Source organism: Candidatus Bealeia paramacronuclearis, from assembly GCF_035607555.1.
Lineage (GTDB): Bacteria > Pseudomonadota > Alphaproteobacteria > UBA9655 > UBA9655 > Bealeia > Bealeia paramacronuclearis.
In genome coordinates this window covers 542999-557437 of sequence record NZ_JAVHWZ010000002.1, presented here as the reverse complement: position 1 = coordinate 557437, position 14439 = coordinate 542999, and the positions used below count along the sequence as shown (strand labels likewise).

17 protein-coding genes are annotated in these 14439 nt (G+C 43.3%); 4 read left to right on the top strand and 13 right to left on the bottom strand.

The genetic code is table 11. From position 1 onward, the window contains the following. Positions 1-27: 27 nt before the first annotated feature. From Bealeia2_RS07735 to dapF, 8 genes are all read right to left on the bottom strand, one after another. Positions 28-699 carry a methyltransferase domain-containing protein gene (locus Bealeia2_RS07735; protein WP_331256469.1) on the bottom strand — a complete coding sequence of 224 codons (672 nt, stop codon included), beginning with the start codon at positions 697-699 and terminating at the stop codon, positions 28-30. 375 nt (positions 700-1074) lie between these two features. Next, entirely contained in the window at positions 1075-2115 is a 1041-nt protein-coding gene (locus tag Bealeia2_RS07730) for a hypothetical protein (RefSeq protein ID WP_331256468.1), read from the bottom strand. A 33-nt stretch (positions 2116-2148) separates the two neighbouring features. Beyond that, positions 2149-3111, bottom strand: a complete 963-nt coding sequence (locus Bealeia2_RS07725; RefSeq protein WP_331256467.1) for a tetratricopeptide repeat protein — start codon at positions 3109-3111, stop codon at positions 2149-2151. A gap of 490 nt (positions 3112-3601) precedes the next feature. After that, complete coding sequence (locus Bealeia2_RS07720) at positions 3602-3766, bottom strand: hypothetical protein (protein WP_331256466.1); 165 nt, start codon at positions 3764-3766, stop codon at positions 3602-3604. Positions 3767-3817: 51 nt separating this feature from the next. Continuing rightward, positions 3818-4222: a transposase gene (locus tag Bealeia2_RS07715; protein ID WP_331256465.1), complete on the bottom strand. Its 405-nt coding sequence runs from the start codon at positions 4220-4222 to the stop codon at positions 3818-3820. A 145-nt stretch (positions 4223-4367) separates the two neighbouring features. Then, positions 4368-5294 (bottom strand): signal recognition particle-docking protein FtsY, encoded by a 927-nt coding sequence (gene ftsY / locus Bealeia2_RS07710; protein ID WP_331256464.1) that lies wholly within the window; start codon positions 5292-5294, stop codon positions 4368-4370. Continuing rightward, the gene (gene mtaB, locus Bealeia2_RS07705) at positions 5291-6535 is read right to left on the bottom strand and encodes a tRNA (N(6)-L-threonylcarbamoyladenosine(37)-C(2))-methylthiotransferase MtaB (RefSeq protein WP_331256463.1); all 1245 of its coding nucleotides are present in this window, start codon (positions 6533-6535) and stop codon (positions 5291-5293) included. The genes ftsY and mtaB overlap by 4 nt, the downstream gene beginning before the upstream one ends. Further along, complete coding sequence (dapF, locus tag Bealeia2_RS07700) at positions 6525-7394, bottom strand: diaminopimelate epimerase (protein ID WP_331256462.1); 870 nt, start codon at positions 7392-7394, stop codon at positions 6525-6527. The genes mtaB and dapF overlap by 11 nt, the downstream gene beginning before the upstream one ends. 150 nt (positions 7395-7544) lie before the next feature. Here dapF and Bealeia2_RS07695 point away from each other — a divergent pair, with 150 nt between their 5' ends. Further along, positions 7545-7820 (top strand): hypothetical protein, encoded by a 276-nt coding sequence (locus tag Bealeia2_RS07695; protein ID WP_331256461.1) that lies wholly within the window; start codon positions 7545-7547, stop codon positions 7818-7820. Here the strand turns inward: Bealeia2_RS07695 and rodA are convergent. Genes rodA through Bealeia2_RS07670 form a run of 5 tightly spaced genes read right to left on the bottom strand, consistent with a single transcriptional unit; the run spans position 7811 to position 13193 of the window. Next, positions 7811-8941: a rod shape-determining protein RodA gene (rodA, locus tag Bealeia2_RS07690; protein WP_331256460.1), complete on the bottom strand. Its 1131-nt coding sequence runs from the start codon at positions 8939-8941 to the stop codon at positions 7811-7813. The two genes, Bealeia2_RS07695 and rodA, sit on opposite strands and share 10 nt — an antisense overlap. Continuing rightward, the gene (gene mrdA, locus Bealeia2_RS07685) at positions 8942-10732 is read right to left on the bottom strand and encodes a penicillin-binding protein 2 (protein WP_331256459.1); all 1791 of its coding nucleotides are present in this window, start codon (positions 10730-10732) and stop codon (positions 8942-8944) included. After that, positions 10732-11244 (bottom strand): hypothetical protein, encoded by a 513-nt coding sequence (locus tag Bealeia2_RS07680; protein ID WP_331256458.1) that lies wholly within the window; start codon positions 11242-11244, stop codon positions 10732-10734. Before Bealeia2_RS07680 ends, mrdA begins: the two co-directional genes overlap by 1 nt. Next, complete coding sequence (locus Bealeia2_RS07675; protein ID WP_331256457.1) at positions 11241-12137, bottom strand: rod shape-determining protein MreC; 897 nt, start codon at positions 12135-12137, stop codon at positions 11241-11243. The genes Bealeia2_RS07680 and Bealeia2_RS07675 overlap by 4 nt, the downstream gene beginning before the upstream one ends. Positions 12138-12155: 18 nt before the next feature. Further along, positions 12156-13193, bottom strand: coding sequence for a rod shape-determining protein (locus Bealeia2_RS07670; RefSeq protein WP_331256456.1), 1038 nt, complete (start codon positions 13191-13193; stop codon positions 12156-12158). 172 nt (positions 13194-13365) lie between these two features. Between Bealeia2_RS07670 and Bealeia2_RS07665 the strand changes: the two genes are divergently transcribed. Genes Bealeia2_RS07665 through Bealeia2_RS07655 form a run of 3 tightly spaced genes read left to right on the top strand, consistent with a single transcriptional unit; the run spans position 13366 to position 14438 of the window. After that, on the top strand, positions 13366-13836 hold the full coding sequence (locus tag Bealeia2_RS07665) for a hypothetical protein (RefSeq protein ID WP_331256455.1): 471 nt from the start codon (positions 13366-13368) through the stop codon (positions 13834-13836). 21 nt (positions 13837-13857) lie between these two features. Further along, entirely contained in the window at positions 13858-14097 is a 240-nt protein-coding gene (locus Bealeia2_RS07660; RefSeq protein ID WP_331256454.1) for a hypothetical protein, read from the top strand. 56 nt (positions 14098-14153) lie between these two features. Next, a complete protein-coding gene (locus Bealeia2_RS07655; RefSeq protein WP_331256453.1) occupies positions 14154-14438 on the top strand; it encodes a hypothetical protein in 285 nt (94 codons plus the stop codon). The last annotated feature ends 1 nt before the right edge of the window (position 14439 follow it).

The following is a 14439-nucleotide window of genomic DNA, read 5'->3' as shown; positions in this document are numbered from 1 at the left end:
GGGGTGTATGCAATTTATCTCTAATTTTTATTCGTCTTGAAGGATGTAGGGTTTTGTGTAGATAAGAAAAAGGATCTGAAAGCTGAGCTTTTGAGAGGGAGCGCTATTAAAGTCCTGACAGGCCTTTTGAAAAGTTTTGAAGGAAAGAGGGGGATGTCCAAACTTAGGTTTTGCAAGGTTTATGGATTTTAATTGATGCAAAAAATCCTCAATTTTGGGAAATGAAAGTGTTACCCATTCTTGTGTTAGATGACGCTCACCACTGGCGGGAAGCCAGGTTTCGAGCAGTCCAGGGTTAATAAAATCAATTAACCCGCAAGGAATGTCGTCTTTCAAAAAAATACTGCGCCATTCAAAAAGTGAATGATGCCCAAAACACGATAGAAACAGTTGCCCTCGGGGTTTGAGAACGGCCACCATCTGCTGCAATGCCCCTCTGGGATCCTTTGAAAGATGTAGATTGAGGGAGGATTTAACAATATCAAATGTAGCCGAAAACGGCAGTTGAGATTCATTACAAACAAGGGTTTCTGGAGAAGATCTATTTGAGTGGAAAGAAAAATATTTGGCGCCAATTTCTAAAATATTTTGTTTTTGAAGGTTTCCCATTTTTGAAGAGAGAACATCATCTGCAAAGTTTTGCAAATGCACAAAGGAGGAGGAGGCCTCAAAAATGTCAGACTGAACTCGCTTCAGCATTTTTTAAAAAGCTTTAAAATGATGACGATATCGGAACGGCTTTTCATGTATGTCTCTATTTGTTTCTCATAAAAACTCTCTCAAACCCTATCCTTTTCTCGCAAAACACTCAAGCTGATCATTTGCCCGATGTTTGCATGCGCTGGATACATACCTGTGTTGCAAAAATTGTAATACACATTTGATTGAGATGTGCTTATACCTTTAAGCGAGAGCAATGCTTTTAAGGTTTTAGAGTTTCGAGTGCAATACTCGAAAGGTGGGCTCTTTGAGCCCGAAGGGTTGGTTCATACCAATCCTACGTCTCCCAGACGTGAAGCCTCCCTGTTAAACTTGGCCGGACTTAGGTCCGGCTCTTTTTTTGTCTTCAGTTTTTTAATAGTACGCAAAAGCTAAAATTTGATCAAGCTTGTAATCAAAGCTCGGTTCCCATCCCCAATGTGGTGGTAAAACATCGCTATTTCTAAACTCATAATACATAATGGGATCCCTGGCGATTTGATTGAGGATTTTTACGAGATTGGGACGAGAATGATACCAATCGGGGTGCCTTACAAAAAGCTCTTGGACTTTTTCTCCCTCTTTTCTCGACATCGCGCGTCCCACGGCAAATTTAACCGCATCAAGTGAGCGTGGGGTCATAAGAACGACAATTGAAGTTCTTTTATTTAGCGTTGCCTCATTGGAAAAGAAATATTGAGCCAGCGGGACTTTTTTAATGCCAGGAACGCCACTATTATTATCTTCATTAACTTGCGTATAAATTCCACCGAGCATCAGGGTTTCGCCCAGCAGTATTTTTGCTTTTGTATCGATACGTGTTTTGGCAATTGTAAGTGTTGAATTTTGGATGTTTGATTTAGGGTCTGTATTCACCGATCCTTCAACAGAAATACTTAAGGTTACTTCGTCATTTTTAATGTCATCTACCGTGACAAAAAGCGTCGTGCCGAGCGGATATCTGACTAGCGTTGAGGTTTGAGTACCAACAAGTCCTGTCACCAGTTCATCGCCTGAGTAAAAAACGGCTTGTGAATTTTTGAAGGCATGTAATGTGGGGCGTCCAATGACTTCAGATCGCGCTTCAACGGCATTGGCGATGTTCAAATTGTAGGTTAGTCCCGCCCAGCTAATACCGGTGGCAAAGGTGTTAACATTGACTTTACCATTGTTACCCAACTGAGAGAAAGTGGGAGATGTTCCTTCAGGATTTGTGGCGGCAGCAGTGCCTCCGTCTAATGGATTGTAAGCAATCTGATTGTTTGTTCCTCCTCCTAATAAATTTCCTTTTGCCGTGAGTATAGTTCTCGTCCAGCTGGCAGGATTCAATGTAACTTTCAAATTTTCAAGAAGATTTTGCCCTTTAGACGTTGTGGCCGTTTCGGAGATTGAAAGAAGATAACAATCGATAATCACTTGCTCGTTTTGCGCTGCTGGAGCGGCATTTCCTCACCCTCCGTCGCCTTGATTTACAGGGGCGGACGCCAAGGCATTAACCCCATAATCAGGATCCATATGTGAGGTTGTTTGATCGCTTTGATCATCTTGATTCTGGTTTATAGAAGGGCGTGGGTTAGATCCACTGCCAGGTCCACCACTACTAGATCCGCCACTACCAGGTCCACCAGAAGCGGCTAATTTAATTCTCCCGCTTTTATAAAGAAATTCCCAATCCTCAAGGCGAGAGGCAATCTTATCATTATCTGGGTCATTTTTGGCCAATTTTTGATATTCACTTTGATGCTGCCGAGCTATATCCATATCTCCTAAGGCGGCATGAATCATTGCGGCAGAGCGGTGTGCCAGAGGATTTTTTGGATCAATTTTGATGGCTTGATCAATTGCCGCTAAAGCCGTCTTTGCGTCATAAGCATAGTAGGAAGAAGCCGCAAGTTCTTGCAACAGGCTGGCATCATTGGGTTTTACCAAAAGCGCATTGGCAAACAATTCTTGTGCTTGGTCATATTGCTTGTTTTTAAATTTAATTTTTCCAAGCTGCGCCATTGCAAAAAGATTGTTTGGATCTAAATTGAGTGCGTTTTGGTAGCCCACAGCCGCAAGATCTATGCGACTTGAATCCCCAACTTCGGCCAGCTTTTCATAAACAAGTGCATTTAAAAGATGAAGAGAAATGGATTGGGGTTCGTTTTGTAAAGCTTGGTTGAGGAATGAAGAGGCTTCTTGGAATTGATTGTCTTTCATCAGGCCAATGGCTTGGGCAACGGCGGGATGTAATTTCTTATTGGCATTTAGGCTTGCCAGTGGAGACTTATGGGAACCTCTGACATCCTCGACATAATCTTTTTGGTCTTGATGCATGGCGCAAGAGACAAGGCCAAGGCAGCTTCCACCGATGAGTCCAGCACGAAGGTGGTTTAAAATGCGAGATTGTCGATTATATTTATGTAACATGCCATCCCCTAAGAATGTATTAATTTTTTATTAAAAATAGCTCCAAAATCAGTTAACGTAAAGCCAAATATTAATTTCAGATATGGCGACCTAATGAAAAAGAGAAAACGGCTCCCCATCGAATCATTGTGCTGATTTTATTTTAGCATCTCAATAAGTTGTCAAAAAACAGTTTTTGCCTTGTGCTCAATAAAAAAGATCCTAAAACAAGTTCACCCCCAGTTCTAAAATGAAGTGTAAAACCTCCTAAAATTATGGTGATTAACCAGGGCTGTCTCATATAGAAAATAAGCAAAAAAGAAAGTATAAATTTAATCAAATTTTTAGACACTGTTAGCTAATTATTGATTTAAGAAAGATGTTGAGGGAGAGGCTAGAGCGATGAAGCCGAGGAAAGAGGTGTCCAGTTTGTCATATCTCATGCCGAGCCTTCTGTTTTCTTTGATTTTTCAAAAAAAATCTCGATGCGGCTGCGAAGTTTGTAGATCTTTTAGTCGTAATCCATTGGAATTTTGCGATTTTTTCGCCCCGGAATCACGGGGATATTATTGTTCGACACAAGCTCTCGACGATAACGATCTGAATCGTAACCCGCATCTCCCAGCACGTAAAAGCTTATGATATCATCAAAAAGTCCGCTCGCAACGGGTGACATTGTGAACGTTTCCGCCGGTTAATTGACCTTCGACAAAGTGCCCTTCGGCCGTCATAACCCAGTGGAGTTTGGTGGCGATCCCTGCGCGGCTTCTTCCCCGACTGCAGTGCTCCCTTTTTGTCCCCCGCCGTGACGGTGAACTTTAAAAGAGGTCGAGTCAATCAAAACAATGTTCATTTTCAATTTTTTATGCTGCTGCAAATGTGTGAGAATGTGCCACCAGACGCCCCGTTTGCTGCCCTTGTTAAAACGCAGATATACGGTGTGCCAATAGCCATAACAGCTGGGCAGATCGCGCCACGGAATCCCCGTCCGTAGCACGTAGAGAATGGCATTAAGCACTTGATAATATGTGACTTTTGGAGGGCGGCCCGCTGCTGAATAACATTTATCGATTAACGGCTTGATTTCTTTGTTGAAAAATAATTCTGAGACTGGATAAAGGCGTTTGTCCATGAAATTTCTCCCTTTCTTCATGGACTTTAACATACCCTTAAAAAATTAGCTAACAGTATCTAAATTCTAGAAATGCTATAATTGCCGAGGGCGGCTCTGAATGGGAAAGTTTTAAAAAGCTGTTAGTTTTTTATGGGGGCTTTATTCATGAAATTCCCATGAGGTTTTTTGCAAAAATATCGGCAGAAAAGGGATTGAGATCTTCAACACCCTCTCCAACGCCCACGGCATGAATGGGGAGTTTGTATTGATGTGCGATGGGTACAACGACGCCCCCTTTGGCGGTTCCATCCAGCTTCGTGATAATGAGGCCAGAGACATCAACAGCTTCTTTGAAAATCTCAACTTGGGTCAGGGCATTTTGTCCCGTGGTTGCGTCCAAAACTAAAAGGGTGGCGTGGGGCGCTGAGGGATCAATCTTTTGGATAACACGATGTACTTTTTTGAGTTCATCCATAAGTGCAGATTTATTGTGAAGGCGCCCTGCAGTGTCAATAAGGAGGATATCATCCCCGTTTTTTTGAGAGGCCTCAAGGGCGCCATACACAAGACCTGCAGCATCGGACTTGGAAGCACCTTTTATCACAGGAACACCGGCACGTTTTCCCCAAGCTTCAAGTTGTTCCACGGCGGCGGCACGGAATGTATCACCCGCCACAATCGACAATTGATAACCCTGATCTTTCCAGCGCTTAGCCATCTTGCCCAAAGTTGTGGTTTTCCCCGTCCCATTGACACCTACGACCAAAACCACGAAGGGCTTTTGCGTGCGATTAATCTCTAAAGATTGGGCGTAAGGCTCTAAAATTTTTTCAATTTCATCGGCAAAGTGGGTGCGTACTTCCTCATCAGTAATGTTTTGATTGAACTTCTTTTTGGCCAAAGATTTCACAAGTTCTGATGCCGTTTGAACGCCTAAATCTGAGGTGATGAGAAGCTCTTCTAATTCATTAAGAACGTCTTGATCCAATTTACGGTGAGTTAGAATCGCCGTGATATTTGAGGTGATTTTCTCAGTTGATTTTTGAAGGCCGGCTTTCAGACGGCCAAACCAAGACATTTTTTCTGTCATGCAACAACCTCGGCAATCAGTTTTGTAGGCGTGGCTTCCTGAACAACAGCGTGAACCAAAGATCCAATTTTTTGAGGCGTCAAAATTTCCACAGGCGCAAAATGTTCGCTATGCCCTTGAGTTTCGGACTCCATCAAAACGGTAAGAGTTTTCCCAGAAAACCTCTCCAGATTACGTGCGAGAGAGGCTTCACCTTTTTCCCGCAAACGGCGAGCGCGTTCTTTAATATCTGCCTTTTGAACTTGGGGCATTTTAGCCGCAGGCGTTCCGGGACGAGGCGAGTAGGGGAAGACGTGAAGATAGGCCAAATCACAATCATCCACAATTCTGAGCGTGTCTTGAAACATCTCTTCTGTTTCTGTCGGAAATCCTGCAATAAGATCCGCCCCAAAAGTCACATCGGGACGAAGCGCGCGGACTTTTTCTACAAAAGCAATGGCATCTTCCCGCAGATGGCGGCGCTTCATGCGCTTTAAAATCATATTGTGACCGGCTTGAAGACTGATGTGGAGGTGGGGCATCAGGCGGGGTTCTTCTGAAATTAAACGGTAAAGATCTTCGTCAATTTCTACAGGATCCAAAGAGGACAATCTCAAACGGGGCAACTCTGGAACTTGCATCAAAAGGCGCTTCATCATCTGCCCTAAAGTGGGCTTTCCTGGAAGATCGGGTCCATAAGAGGTGATATCCACACCCGTCAAAACGACTTCTTGATAGTCTTCTTCAACCAGTTTTTGGACCTGACCCACAATCGCGCCTAAGGGCACACTACGGCTATTTCCCCGACCATAGGGAATGGTGCAGAACGTACAGCGATGATCGCATCCGTTTTGAACTTGGATAAAAGCACGGGCTTTTCCGTCAAAACCAGAAATCAAATGCTCAGCCGTTTCTTTAATCGACATAATGTCATTCACAAGAACGCGCTCTTCAAGCTCGGGCATAAAAAAGTGCGAATGCATTTTTTCATGATTCCCCAAAACGCGGTCAACCTCTGGCATTTCCGCAAATTTCTCAGGGGAAATTTGGGCGGCACATCCAGTTACAATAATTTTGACCGATGGATTTTCACGGCGGATTTTACGAATGGTTTGACGTGCTTGACGCTCGGCTTCAGTTGTCACTGCACACGTATTAATAATGACCGCATTCTCAAGGCCGACTTTCAGAGCTTGCTCGCGCATTACTTCAGATTCATAAGAATTCAAGCGGCAGCCAAAGGTGATAATCTCATTCGTCATGAAAAAACTCAGGGTTTAAAATACCTTCAAAAACAAATCGCGCGGGGCCTTCTTGATAAATCTCAGAACCCTCTTGGAAAATCATGAGGGCCCCTCCCCGCATTACGACTTCCGTGCGGTCAGACTCTACGCCAAAGTGATGCCAATATGCAAGAACAACAGCGCAAGCTCCTGATCCACAAGCCAATGTTTCACCTGCACCGCGCTCCCAAATGCGTGTTTTGATTTGATAGGGCATTATGATTTCTGCAAATTCCACATTAGTTTTTTGTGGAAACTGGGGATCGTTTTCAATGCGAGGCCCCCACTCTTTAAGATCGATGTCATCCACAGTTTCACCAAAAAAGACCGTATGTGGGTTACCCATGTTGATATGGAGACCTTCCTTACCGTCATGCTGAATAGATTTCACCATCCTTACTTCCCCCATGGAGACCTTGATCTGAGATGGTGAGATAACTTGCGCCTTCAAGATTCCAACATCGGTTTCAAGTTTAAGGGTTGTGTTGCCCTGCACTTCTTTCAGCATCTTTTTTTGAGATCTTGAAACAAGTTCAGGATGACAATTTATATAATTATCCAAATAAAGCGCCACAGCACGCATGCCATTACCACACATCTCGGCACGACTTCCATCCGCATTAAAGATGAAAATTTTGACATCGGCTTTTAAAGAGTCTTCCAAAATTAAAATCTGATCACATCCAATTCCCCGATGGCGATTCGCTATTTTTTGGATGAAGGCTGTAGTGAGAGAAATCTTCCTATCGCTATGCTGAACCTTACGCTCGTCCAAAATTACAAAGTCATTCCCTAAGGCTTCCATTTTGGTAAAAGTCAGAGGTGCGGCGAAAGTCATGAGTCTATTCAGTTAAAAGGGATATTATAAAACACATTTATCACAGTCTGGACGTGACTTACACATTTTTCCATGTCTGGAAATAACAACTTTTAAATTTACACTTTGTTAACTTTTCTCACGTAAATTTTGATTAAAAGGGAGGATATCATGACAAACATAAAATCCATTTTATTCATTTCTTCTTTTATTTGTGGGGGCTTAGATGCAACGTACTCACCGCTAGCCTCTCGCAAAGTTCCAGATAAAGATGATATGTCAACACGGCTTTCTGCCAAACAAAAAACGCCTGACGACGATTACAAGGATGAAGGTTATACTGTTATCGTAAGGCACAATGGCGGATCTGTGACCTATTCCGGTCTTAATAAAGAGAAAGTCCTTCAAATGGGAGATAAACCCAGCGTGAATTTCTTTCAAAAATAACCCATCGCTTGTTTGGGAAGTTTTTGTTGGGCATGACGATCGAGAGAAAAGAGAATGCCAAAGCTGATGAGAAGTGTGAGCATTGCCGTTCCCCCATAAGAAATGAGAGGGAGAGGTATACCCACAACAGGTAAAAGTCCCATAACCATGGCGATATTGATAAAGAGATAAAAGAAGAACACCATGGTCAAGCCTTGGGCCACAAGACGTCCAAAAGCTGTCGTTTGCTCAAGGGTGACTTTCAGGCCATATAAAAGGACGAGTCCATAAAGGGATAAAAGGCCCAATCCCCCCATAAAACCAAATTCCTCACTGATCATGCTGAAGATGGAATCTGTTTGTTTTTCAGGCAAAAAGTTGAGGTAGGACTGGGTACCTTGCATAAATCCTTTGCCCCAGAGTCCTCCTGAACCCAATGCAATTTTTGATTGGGCAATATGATATCCTTTTCCAAGCATGTCACGTTCAGGATCTAAAAAAATGAGAACACGATTTTTTTGGTAATCATGCAGAAAACTCCAAAGAATGGGCACGCTTGCACTGATCAAAGCCAAAACGATTAAGAACTTCCAAATTCTAACCCCGCTTAAGAAAAAGATGACGCCAGCTGAAATTAAAAGAATGATGGCGGTTCCCAGGTCGGGCTGTTTCATCACAAGCAAAACAGGCGCCATTACCATCGTTAAGGGTGTAATCAAGTTGCGGATTTTAAGAATATCTTCTGGCTCTGACATATGAAAATAGCGGGCCAATGTTAAAATCAATGCTAATTTCATCAATTCGGAAGGTTGAAGTTGGAAAACATAAAGATCAATCCATCTTTGTGCTCCCATGCCAATAAATCCAATGACCTCAACCACACACAAAAGCACAAATGAAATTCCATAAAATAAATACGCATTATCGAGCCAAAATCGAGGAGGCACATAAACAAGTCCAACCATAATCACAAAACCCGCACTATAACGAATCATTTGCTTGGCCGCCCAAGGATAGAGATCTCCGCCTGCCGCTGAATAAAGGGTCAAAAAACCAATGCTTGAAATGAGCGTAATGAGAAGAATCATTCCCCAAGGTGGGAATCTCAAAATAGCACCGAGTGAAGCAAATGTGATTTTCATCTAAATCTTTTCCTTCTGAGCAAATTGCAGAATATCACGGGCTACTTGAGCAGCAGGTGCGGCTCCTGCGGAATGCTCGATCACAACAGCCACGGCATATTTCGGATGATCCGAGGGTGCAAATCCGACGAAAGTTCCATGCTCTCGATATTTCCAAGGCAAATGATGAGTTTTGGTTTGTCCCGACAAACGCTGTTGATCAGTAATTCTGCGGACTTGACTGGTTCCTGTTTTTCCCCCCATTGCATAAGAGGCCTCCAAAATCCGGTAGGCATAAGCCGTGCCGCGTGGATCGTTCGTGACTTCTGTCATAGCTTCTAAAATAATATCCACGTTTTTGGGGTTAAGTCCCATCTCCTGAAATCCATTTTGAGGATTTCCCTTGACTAAGGAAAGATCTATCTCTTTTCCGTGTGAAGCCAATCGTGCCATCATTTGGGCCAATTGAATGGGGGTTGTTAAAACAAAACCTTGGCCAATACTTGTCATAATCGTGTCGCTCACGGTCCAATTTTCGCCTTTGCTCTCCTTTTTCCAATCTTTGTCGGGAATCAGTCCTGGTTTTTCATGGGGGAAATTTCCTAGGACTTTTTCACCAAAGCCAAACTGCTTATAAATCTGGCTGATGCGATCAATGCCTAAACGCTTTGCGGTTTCATATAAAAAGACGTCGCAAGATTCACGAATTGATCCCACCGCATTAATTGTGCCGTGGCCACCCTTTTTCCAGCAGTGGAATTTGTGATTGCCTACATAATGATATCCGGGGCAAAAAAACGTAGTGTCTTTGGTGATCACGCCACTTTCAAGGCCCGCTAAAATCACAAGAGTTTTCATGGGCGATCCTGGAGGATATGTTCCTGAGACGGCCTTGTTGGTGAGGGGGACGTAGGGGTTGTCCATCAAATTCCGCCAATTGAGATGACTGATGCCATCGGGGAAAAGATTAGGATCATAACTGGGATTTGAAACCAGTGCCAAAATCTCTCCCGTTTCAATATTCACAACCACCAAAGAGGCACTTTCAAATTCTTGCAAGCGCTTTTGGGCAAAATTTTGCAATCGTTGATCTAAAGCCAGACTCATATTTTCACCAGGGATTCCAGGGGAATGCTCAAGTTCGCGCACGACTTGCCTACGGGCATTCACTTCTAGATATTTATATCCCATCTCCCCGCGCAGATGATCATCCCACATTTTCTCAATGCCGACTTTTCCATACATGAGCCCCGGAATTGCCAAGGATTCATCAGCCCCAACTTCCCGTTGAGAGGGCGCTGCCACATATCCCAAAACATGAGCGCTGATCTCTTTTTCTGGATAAAAACGCTGAAGTGCAAGTTCGACGGTAATACGCGGAAGTTTTTGGCTGTGCAGCTCAAGGGCAGAAACTTCTTCCCACGAGAGAGAGTCTTTGATAAGGAGTGGCTGGATTCCTCGTGTCCTTTGATCTTTTTCAAGAAGTTCCGTTTTTTCTTCCTCTGAAAAAGTAATGACGTGCTCGAGTTCTGGCAAAATGTCTTTCAGCTTTGTCTTTCCATCTTTGTGAAAAGTGGCTCGGAAAGAAGTTCTGTTGGTGGCCAATTCCACTCCATTGCGATCTGTAATACGCCCTCGGGGTGGAAGGCTTGGTTCAACGGCCGTACGATTCCCTTCAGAAAGCACTTTGTAATGTTCTTCTTGAACCACTTGGAGATAGGCCATGCGTGAAATCAAAACAAGCAAGAGAACAATCTGAAGCGCTCCCAAAAACAATAGTCGCCTTAAAAATTGGGAGTAGAGTTTGTCCATTATTGAAACGGTATCAGTCTTTGAAGTGGTGCCAAAAGGAGCGTCAGAAGTGGATACAAAAGCACCACAAGGATCCAACTGACAAGAAGATTTGAGGGTGGATAGAATTCTCCTGCAAACACAACTTTTGCCATTCCATAAAGCATCAAGCATGCAAAGGAATAGGCACAATACGTCACCCAAATTTTATAAAAACGTTGCCCGTACAAGCGATGACGATACTTTAAAATGAAGGTAAATGATAAAAGATAAAGAGCAGGAAGAATGACTGAAAAATGATCTTTTAATGTGAGTTCATTCAAAATGGCAATTGCCATCAGGCCTAAAGGCGGCAAAATGTTGGGACGGTAAATCAGCCAATGAAATAAAAATGCAAATCCCAACGCCGGAAACAACGATAAAAAAGGCGGTGAAAAATCGATAGTCATAATGTTCAAAATCAAAAGAAAAAGAAGCGGCACAGCTTTCAGAGGTACCAACAATTTTCCATCTTGGAGAAAGGATGTGTTCATTCAGCATCCTCCAAAATTTCGACTTCAGAGGTAAGATCCTCCTCACTTTTAATCACTTGCAAATGAGTCATCTTTTTTACATCCGTTGCCGGCATGAGCCTTACTTCTACGGAGTTAATTTTCTGTAATCGTCCCACATAAAGCCCCCGCGGATAAATTCCTCCAAATCCTGAGGTGAAAACTTCATCGCCATCTTGAACGTCCTGAATATTCTCAAGATAAGTCACACGGGGGTAGGGAGATCCATCGCCTACAGCAATGGCGTTCAAATTCAGTCGCGGCAGAAAAATCGGCGTTTTTGAAGTGTGATCAGTCATCAAAAGTACACGAGCTGCATGAGGAGTTGTATGATTTACACGTCCCACAATGCCTTCGGGGCTCAAGACCACTTGGTTGATCCGAATTCCAGAAGTTTCGCCACCTGCAATAATGCATGAGTAATGGAGACCATCATAAGGAGTTGAAAGAATGGGAACAGTCATCAGATTGTGATGATCTTCAGTCAAAAAATGGACTTGACGCTTCAAGTCTTGATTTTCAATAAGCGTTTGGGCGTGATTCAAAAGTTCTAGTTTCAACTCCTCATTCTCATGTTTAAGAGCTTGGTTTACATGAGACAATTCAAGGAGCTGACCAGAATCTTCATAAAATGCTTTGGCCAAATAAAAAGGGTGGGTCACTGTACTGCTGAGACTATAGGCAGCTTCAATCAGATATTTTTCAATTTTTTGATGTAGGGGTGGATTAATCCATGAAAGACTATAAAACACCGCTACAAAAAAACCGGCAATCACCAAGGCAGAGGGTTTTTTGAGCTTCCTCAAACGGGACGGATAAGGATTGGCTTTTGGAGGAAGCGGGCCTATTTTTTGTCGGCGTGAAAATAGCCCCACGGGACTGCCCCCATATCTTTACATAGAGATCAAAACGTTTTTGTGATGGCTCATCAAATCCAAAGCACGTCCTGTGCCCAAAGCCACGCACGATAAAGCATCTTCAGCAACGGTTACGGGAAGACCTGTCGCATTGCGAATCACAATATCAAGGTTCCGAAGAAGTGCTCCACCGCCGGTCAGAACAATGCCACGATCCACAATGTCGGCAGCCAATTCTGGTGCCGTGTTTTCAAGCGCCACCTTCACCGCATCGACAATTGCAGTCACAGGCTCATTGAGGCTTTCCGCAATTTGACGTTCAGAAACCGTAATTTCTTTAGGAACGCCTTTCACCAAGTCGCGGCCTTTGATGTTGAGCTCTAATCCATTTCCGTCTGAAGGCGGCATAGCAGAGCCAATTTCTTTTTTAATGCGCTCAGCACTTGCTTCTCCAATAAGAAGGTTTTGGGTTCGTCGAATATAAGCAATGATTGCTTCGTCCATGTTATCTCCACCGACACGAACTGAGCGTGAATAGACAATGCCACCTAAGGAAAGAACTGCCACTTCTGTGGTTCCTCCCCCAATATCCACAACCATCGAGCCTGTGGGCTCTGTCACAGGTAGGCCGGCCCCAATGGCGGCTGCCATGGGTTCTTCGATAAGGTAAACGCTGCGAGCACCAGCACTTTCGGCTGATTCTTGAATGGCGCGGCGCTCAACAGCCGTCGAGCCTGAAGGTACACAAATAATGACGCGAGGACTCACAAAACTACGGCGTTTGTGGATTTTTTGCATAAAGTATTTGATCATCTCTTCTGCGATTTCAAAATCCGCAATGACACCTTCGCGCAAGGGTCGAATGGCTTGGATATTTCCAGGAGTTCTTCCGACCATCAATTTGGCCTCTTCACCCACAGCTAAGACTTGTTTTTTGTCTTTGGAGGTCGAGACCGCAACAACAGAAGGCTCGTTTAAGACAATTCCCTGGCCTTTGACAAACACAAGCGTATTGGCTGTCCCCAAATCAATGGCCATGTCCGATGAAAAAAAACCTTTGAGCCGTCCAAACATAATGTGCGTCCTTAATAAATTCTTATGAAAAAGTTAACTTTCTATTAACTACACCTGCTGCTCACAAGATGCAAGAGGGAGGTTGATAGACGTCAGACGATCAACTGAGTTGAATAATTTTGCTCTCGGCGATATGATCGGATCAGAGATAAAAAAATCAGGGATCTATTTAATGATGCTCATTTCTGCTGCGTTTTCGTGTTTGCTTCTGAGTTTTTCGCCCGAAAGTCTTCAGGCCAGAGTATCGAACTCTGATGACGTCAAAATTCAAAGAGGAAAACTCTTTCGTAAAAGGGGAGCTAAAGAAATCAAAAAACAATCGGGCGGATCAGGGACTGAGAAGAATCGCGGACGGCGCTTTAAAGAGGCCTCCAAAACCAAAGAGACAATTCAGGCGATCGATAGCAATATCGTGATTCCAGATACTCCCGTTCTTCCTGAGCAAGTGGTGACTATTCCTAAAGAGCAGATCGAACATGTTCAAAGGATCAGTCATGAAATTGAAACATTGGAAGTCCGACCACTCAGATTAGACGAAAAAGCCCTTACAGATCCTGAAATTCAAATGGTGAATGATTATTACAAAAACAATCAGGAGAATAACGGTCTGCCGCGCCTCCACCTTATTTCAAAACCGAAGTAGGATAATCATTTAGAAATTGTGATGCCTTTTCTCAAATCTCAAAAGCTTGATGTTGTCAGGCTTCAAGAAGTTCTTTTCAAAGATATTTCTCAAATTGAAAATGAACTGAATATGAAAAGCTCTTCCGTGGCGATGAAAATTCTCAACGATCGAGAAGAAAAGACGCCATTTGGGCTGGCCACATTTTCCCCTTCCGTTGTTCACGTTGAAAGTGCTTATTACACAGGTCACAAAAAGAAATCAAATCTACAGACTTATTAGATGTTTAGTCCCAGTGTGTAATGGACAAGCAAGTGATTTTCAGCACGAGATCCTTAATGCAGCTGATTCAATTGCTTTCACAATTCCCCGATTTTATTTTATGTGGGGATTTTAATGCCTCCAGAGATCGTGTTGTTTTTGATAAAATTGCATCTTTTTATAAGGACAATATTCCCGCACAAGCTACGACAAGCATTGATAAAATGCTCCATAGGGCAGGAGATTTGCAATTATTTGTGGATGGACTTTTTTTAACGTCTCACTATCGTATTGAAGATGTGAAATTGCACGCAGCACCCAGCGATTACATGGGGATTATCACCAAAGTCTTTCTCCAATAAT

What these genes read in the sequence shown, in the direction of transcription:
- Bealeia2_RS07735 (WP_331256469.1), bottom strand. Translation starts at nt 699, where the DNA reads ATGCTGAAGCGAGTTCAGTCTGACATTTTTGAGGCCTCCTCCTCCTTT.
- Bealeia2_RS07725 (WP_331256467.1), bottom strand. Translation starts at nt 3,111, where the DNA reads ATGTTACATAAATATAATCGACAATCTCGCATTTTAAACCACCTTCGT.
- Bealeia2_RS07720 (WP_331256466.1), bottom strand. Translation starts at nt 3,766, where the DNA reads ATGTCACCCGTTGCGAGCGGACTTTTTGATGATATCATAAGCTTTTAC.
- Bealeia2_RS07715 (WP_331256465.1), bottom strand. Translation starts at nt 4,222, where the DNA reads ATGGACAAACGCCTTTATCCAGTCTCAGAATTATTTTTCAACAAAGAA.
- ftsY (WP_331256464.1), bottom strand. Translation starts at nt 5,294, where the DNA reads ATGACAGAAAAAATGTCTTGGTTTGGCCGTCTGAAAGCCGGCCTTCAA.
- mtaB (WP_331256463.1), bottom strand. Translation starts at nt 6,535, where the DNA reads ATGACGAATGAGATTATCACCTTTGGCTGCCGCTTGAATTCTTATGAA.
- dapF (WP_331256462.1), bottom strand. Translation starts at nt 7,394, where the DNA reads ATGACTTTCGCCGCACCTCTGACTTTTACCAAAATGGAAGCCTTAGGG.
- Bealeia2_RS07695 (WP_331256461.1), top strand. Translation starts at nt 7,545, where the DNA reads ATGACAAACATAAAATCCATTTTATTCATTTCTTCTTTTATTTGTGGG.
- rodA (WP_331256460.1), bottom strand. Translation starts at nt 8,941, where the DNA reads ATGAAAATCACATTTGCTTCACTCGGTGCTATTTTGAGATTCCCACCT.
- mrdA (WP_331256459.1), bottom strand. Translation starts at nt 10,732, where the DNA reads ATGGACAAACTCTACTCCCAATTTTTAAGGCGACTATTGTTTTTGGGA.
- Bealeia2_RS07680 (WP_331256458.1), bottom strand. Translation starts at nt 11,244, where the DNA reads ATGAACACATCCTTTCTCCAAGATGGAAAATTGTTGGTACCTCTGAAA.
- Bealeia2_RS07670 (WP_331256456.1), bottom strand. Translation starts at nt 13,193, where the DNA reads ATGTTTGGACGGCTCAAAGGTTTTTTTTCATCGGACATGGCCATTGAT.
- Bealeia2_RS07665 (WP_331256455.1), top strand. Translation starts at nt 13,366, where the DNA reads ATGATGCTCATTTCTGCTGCGTTTTCGTGTTTGCTTCTGAGTTTTTCG.
- Bealeia2_RS07660 (WP_331256454.1), top strand. Translation starts at nt 13,858, where the DNA reads ATGCCTTTTCTCAAATCTCAAAAGCTTGATGTTGTCAGGCTTCAAGAA.
- Bealeia2_RS07655 (WP_331256453.1), top strand. Translation starts at nt 14,154, where the DNA reads ATGCAGCTGATTCAATTGCTTTCACAATTCCCCGATTTTATTTTATGT.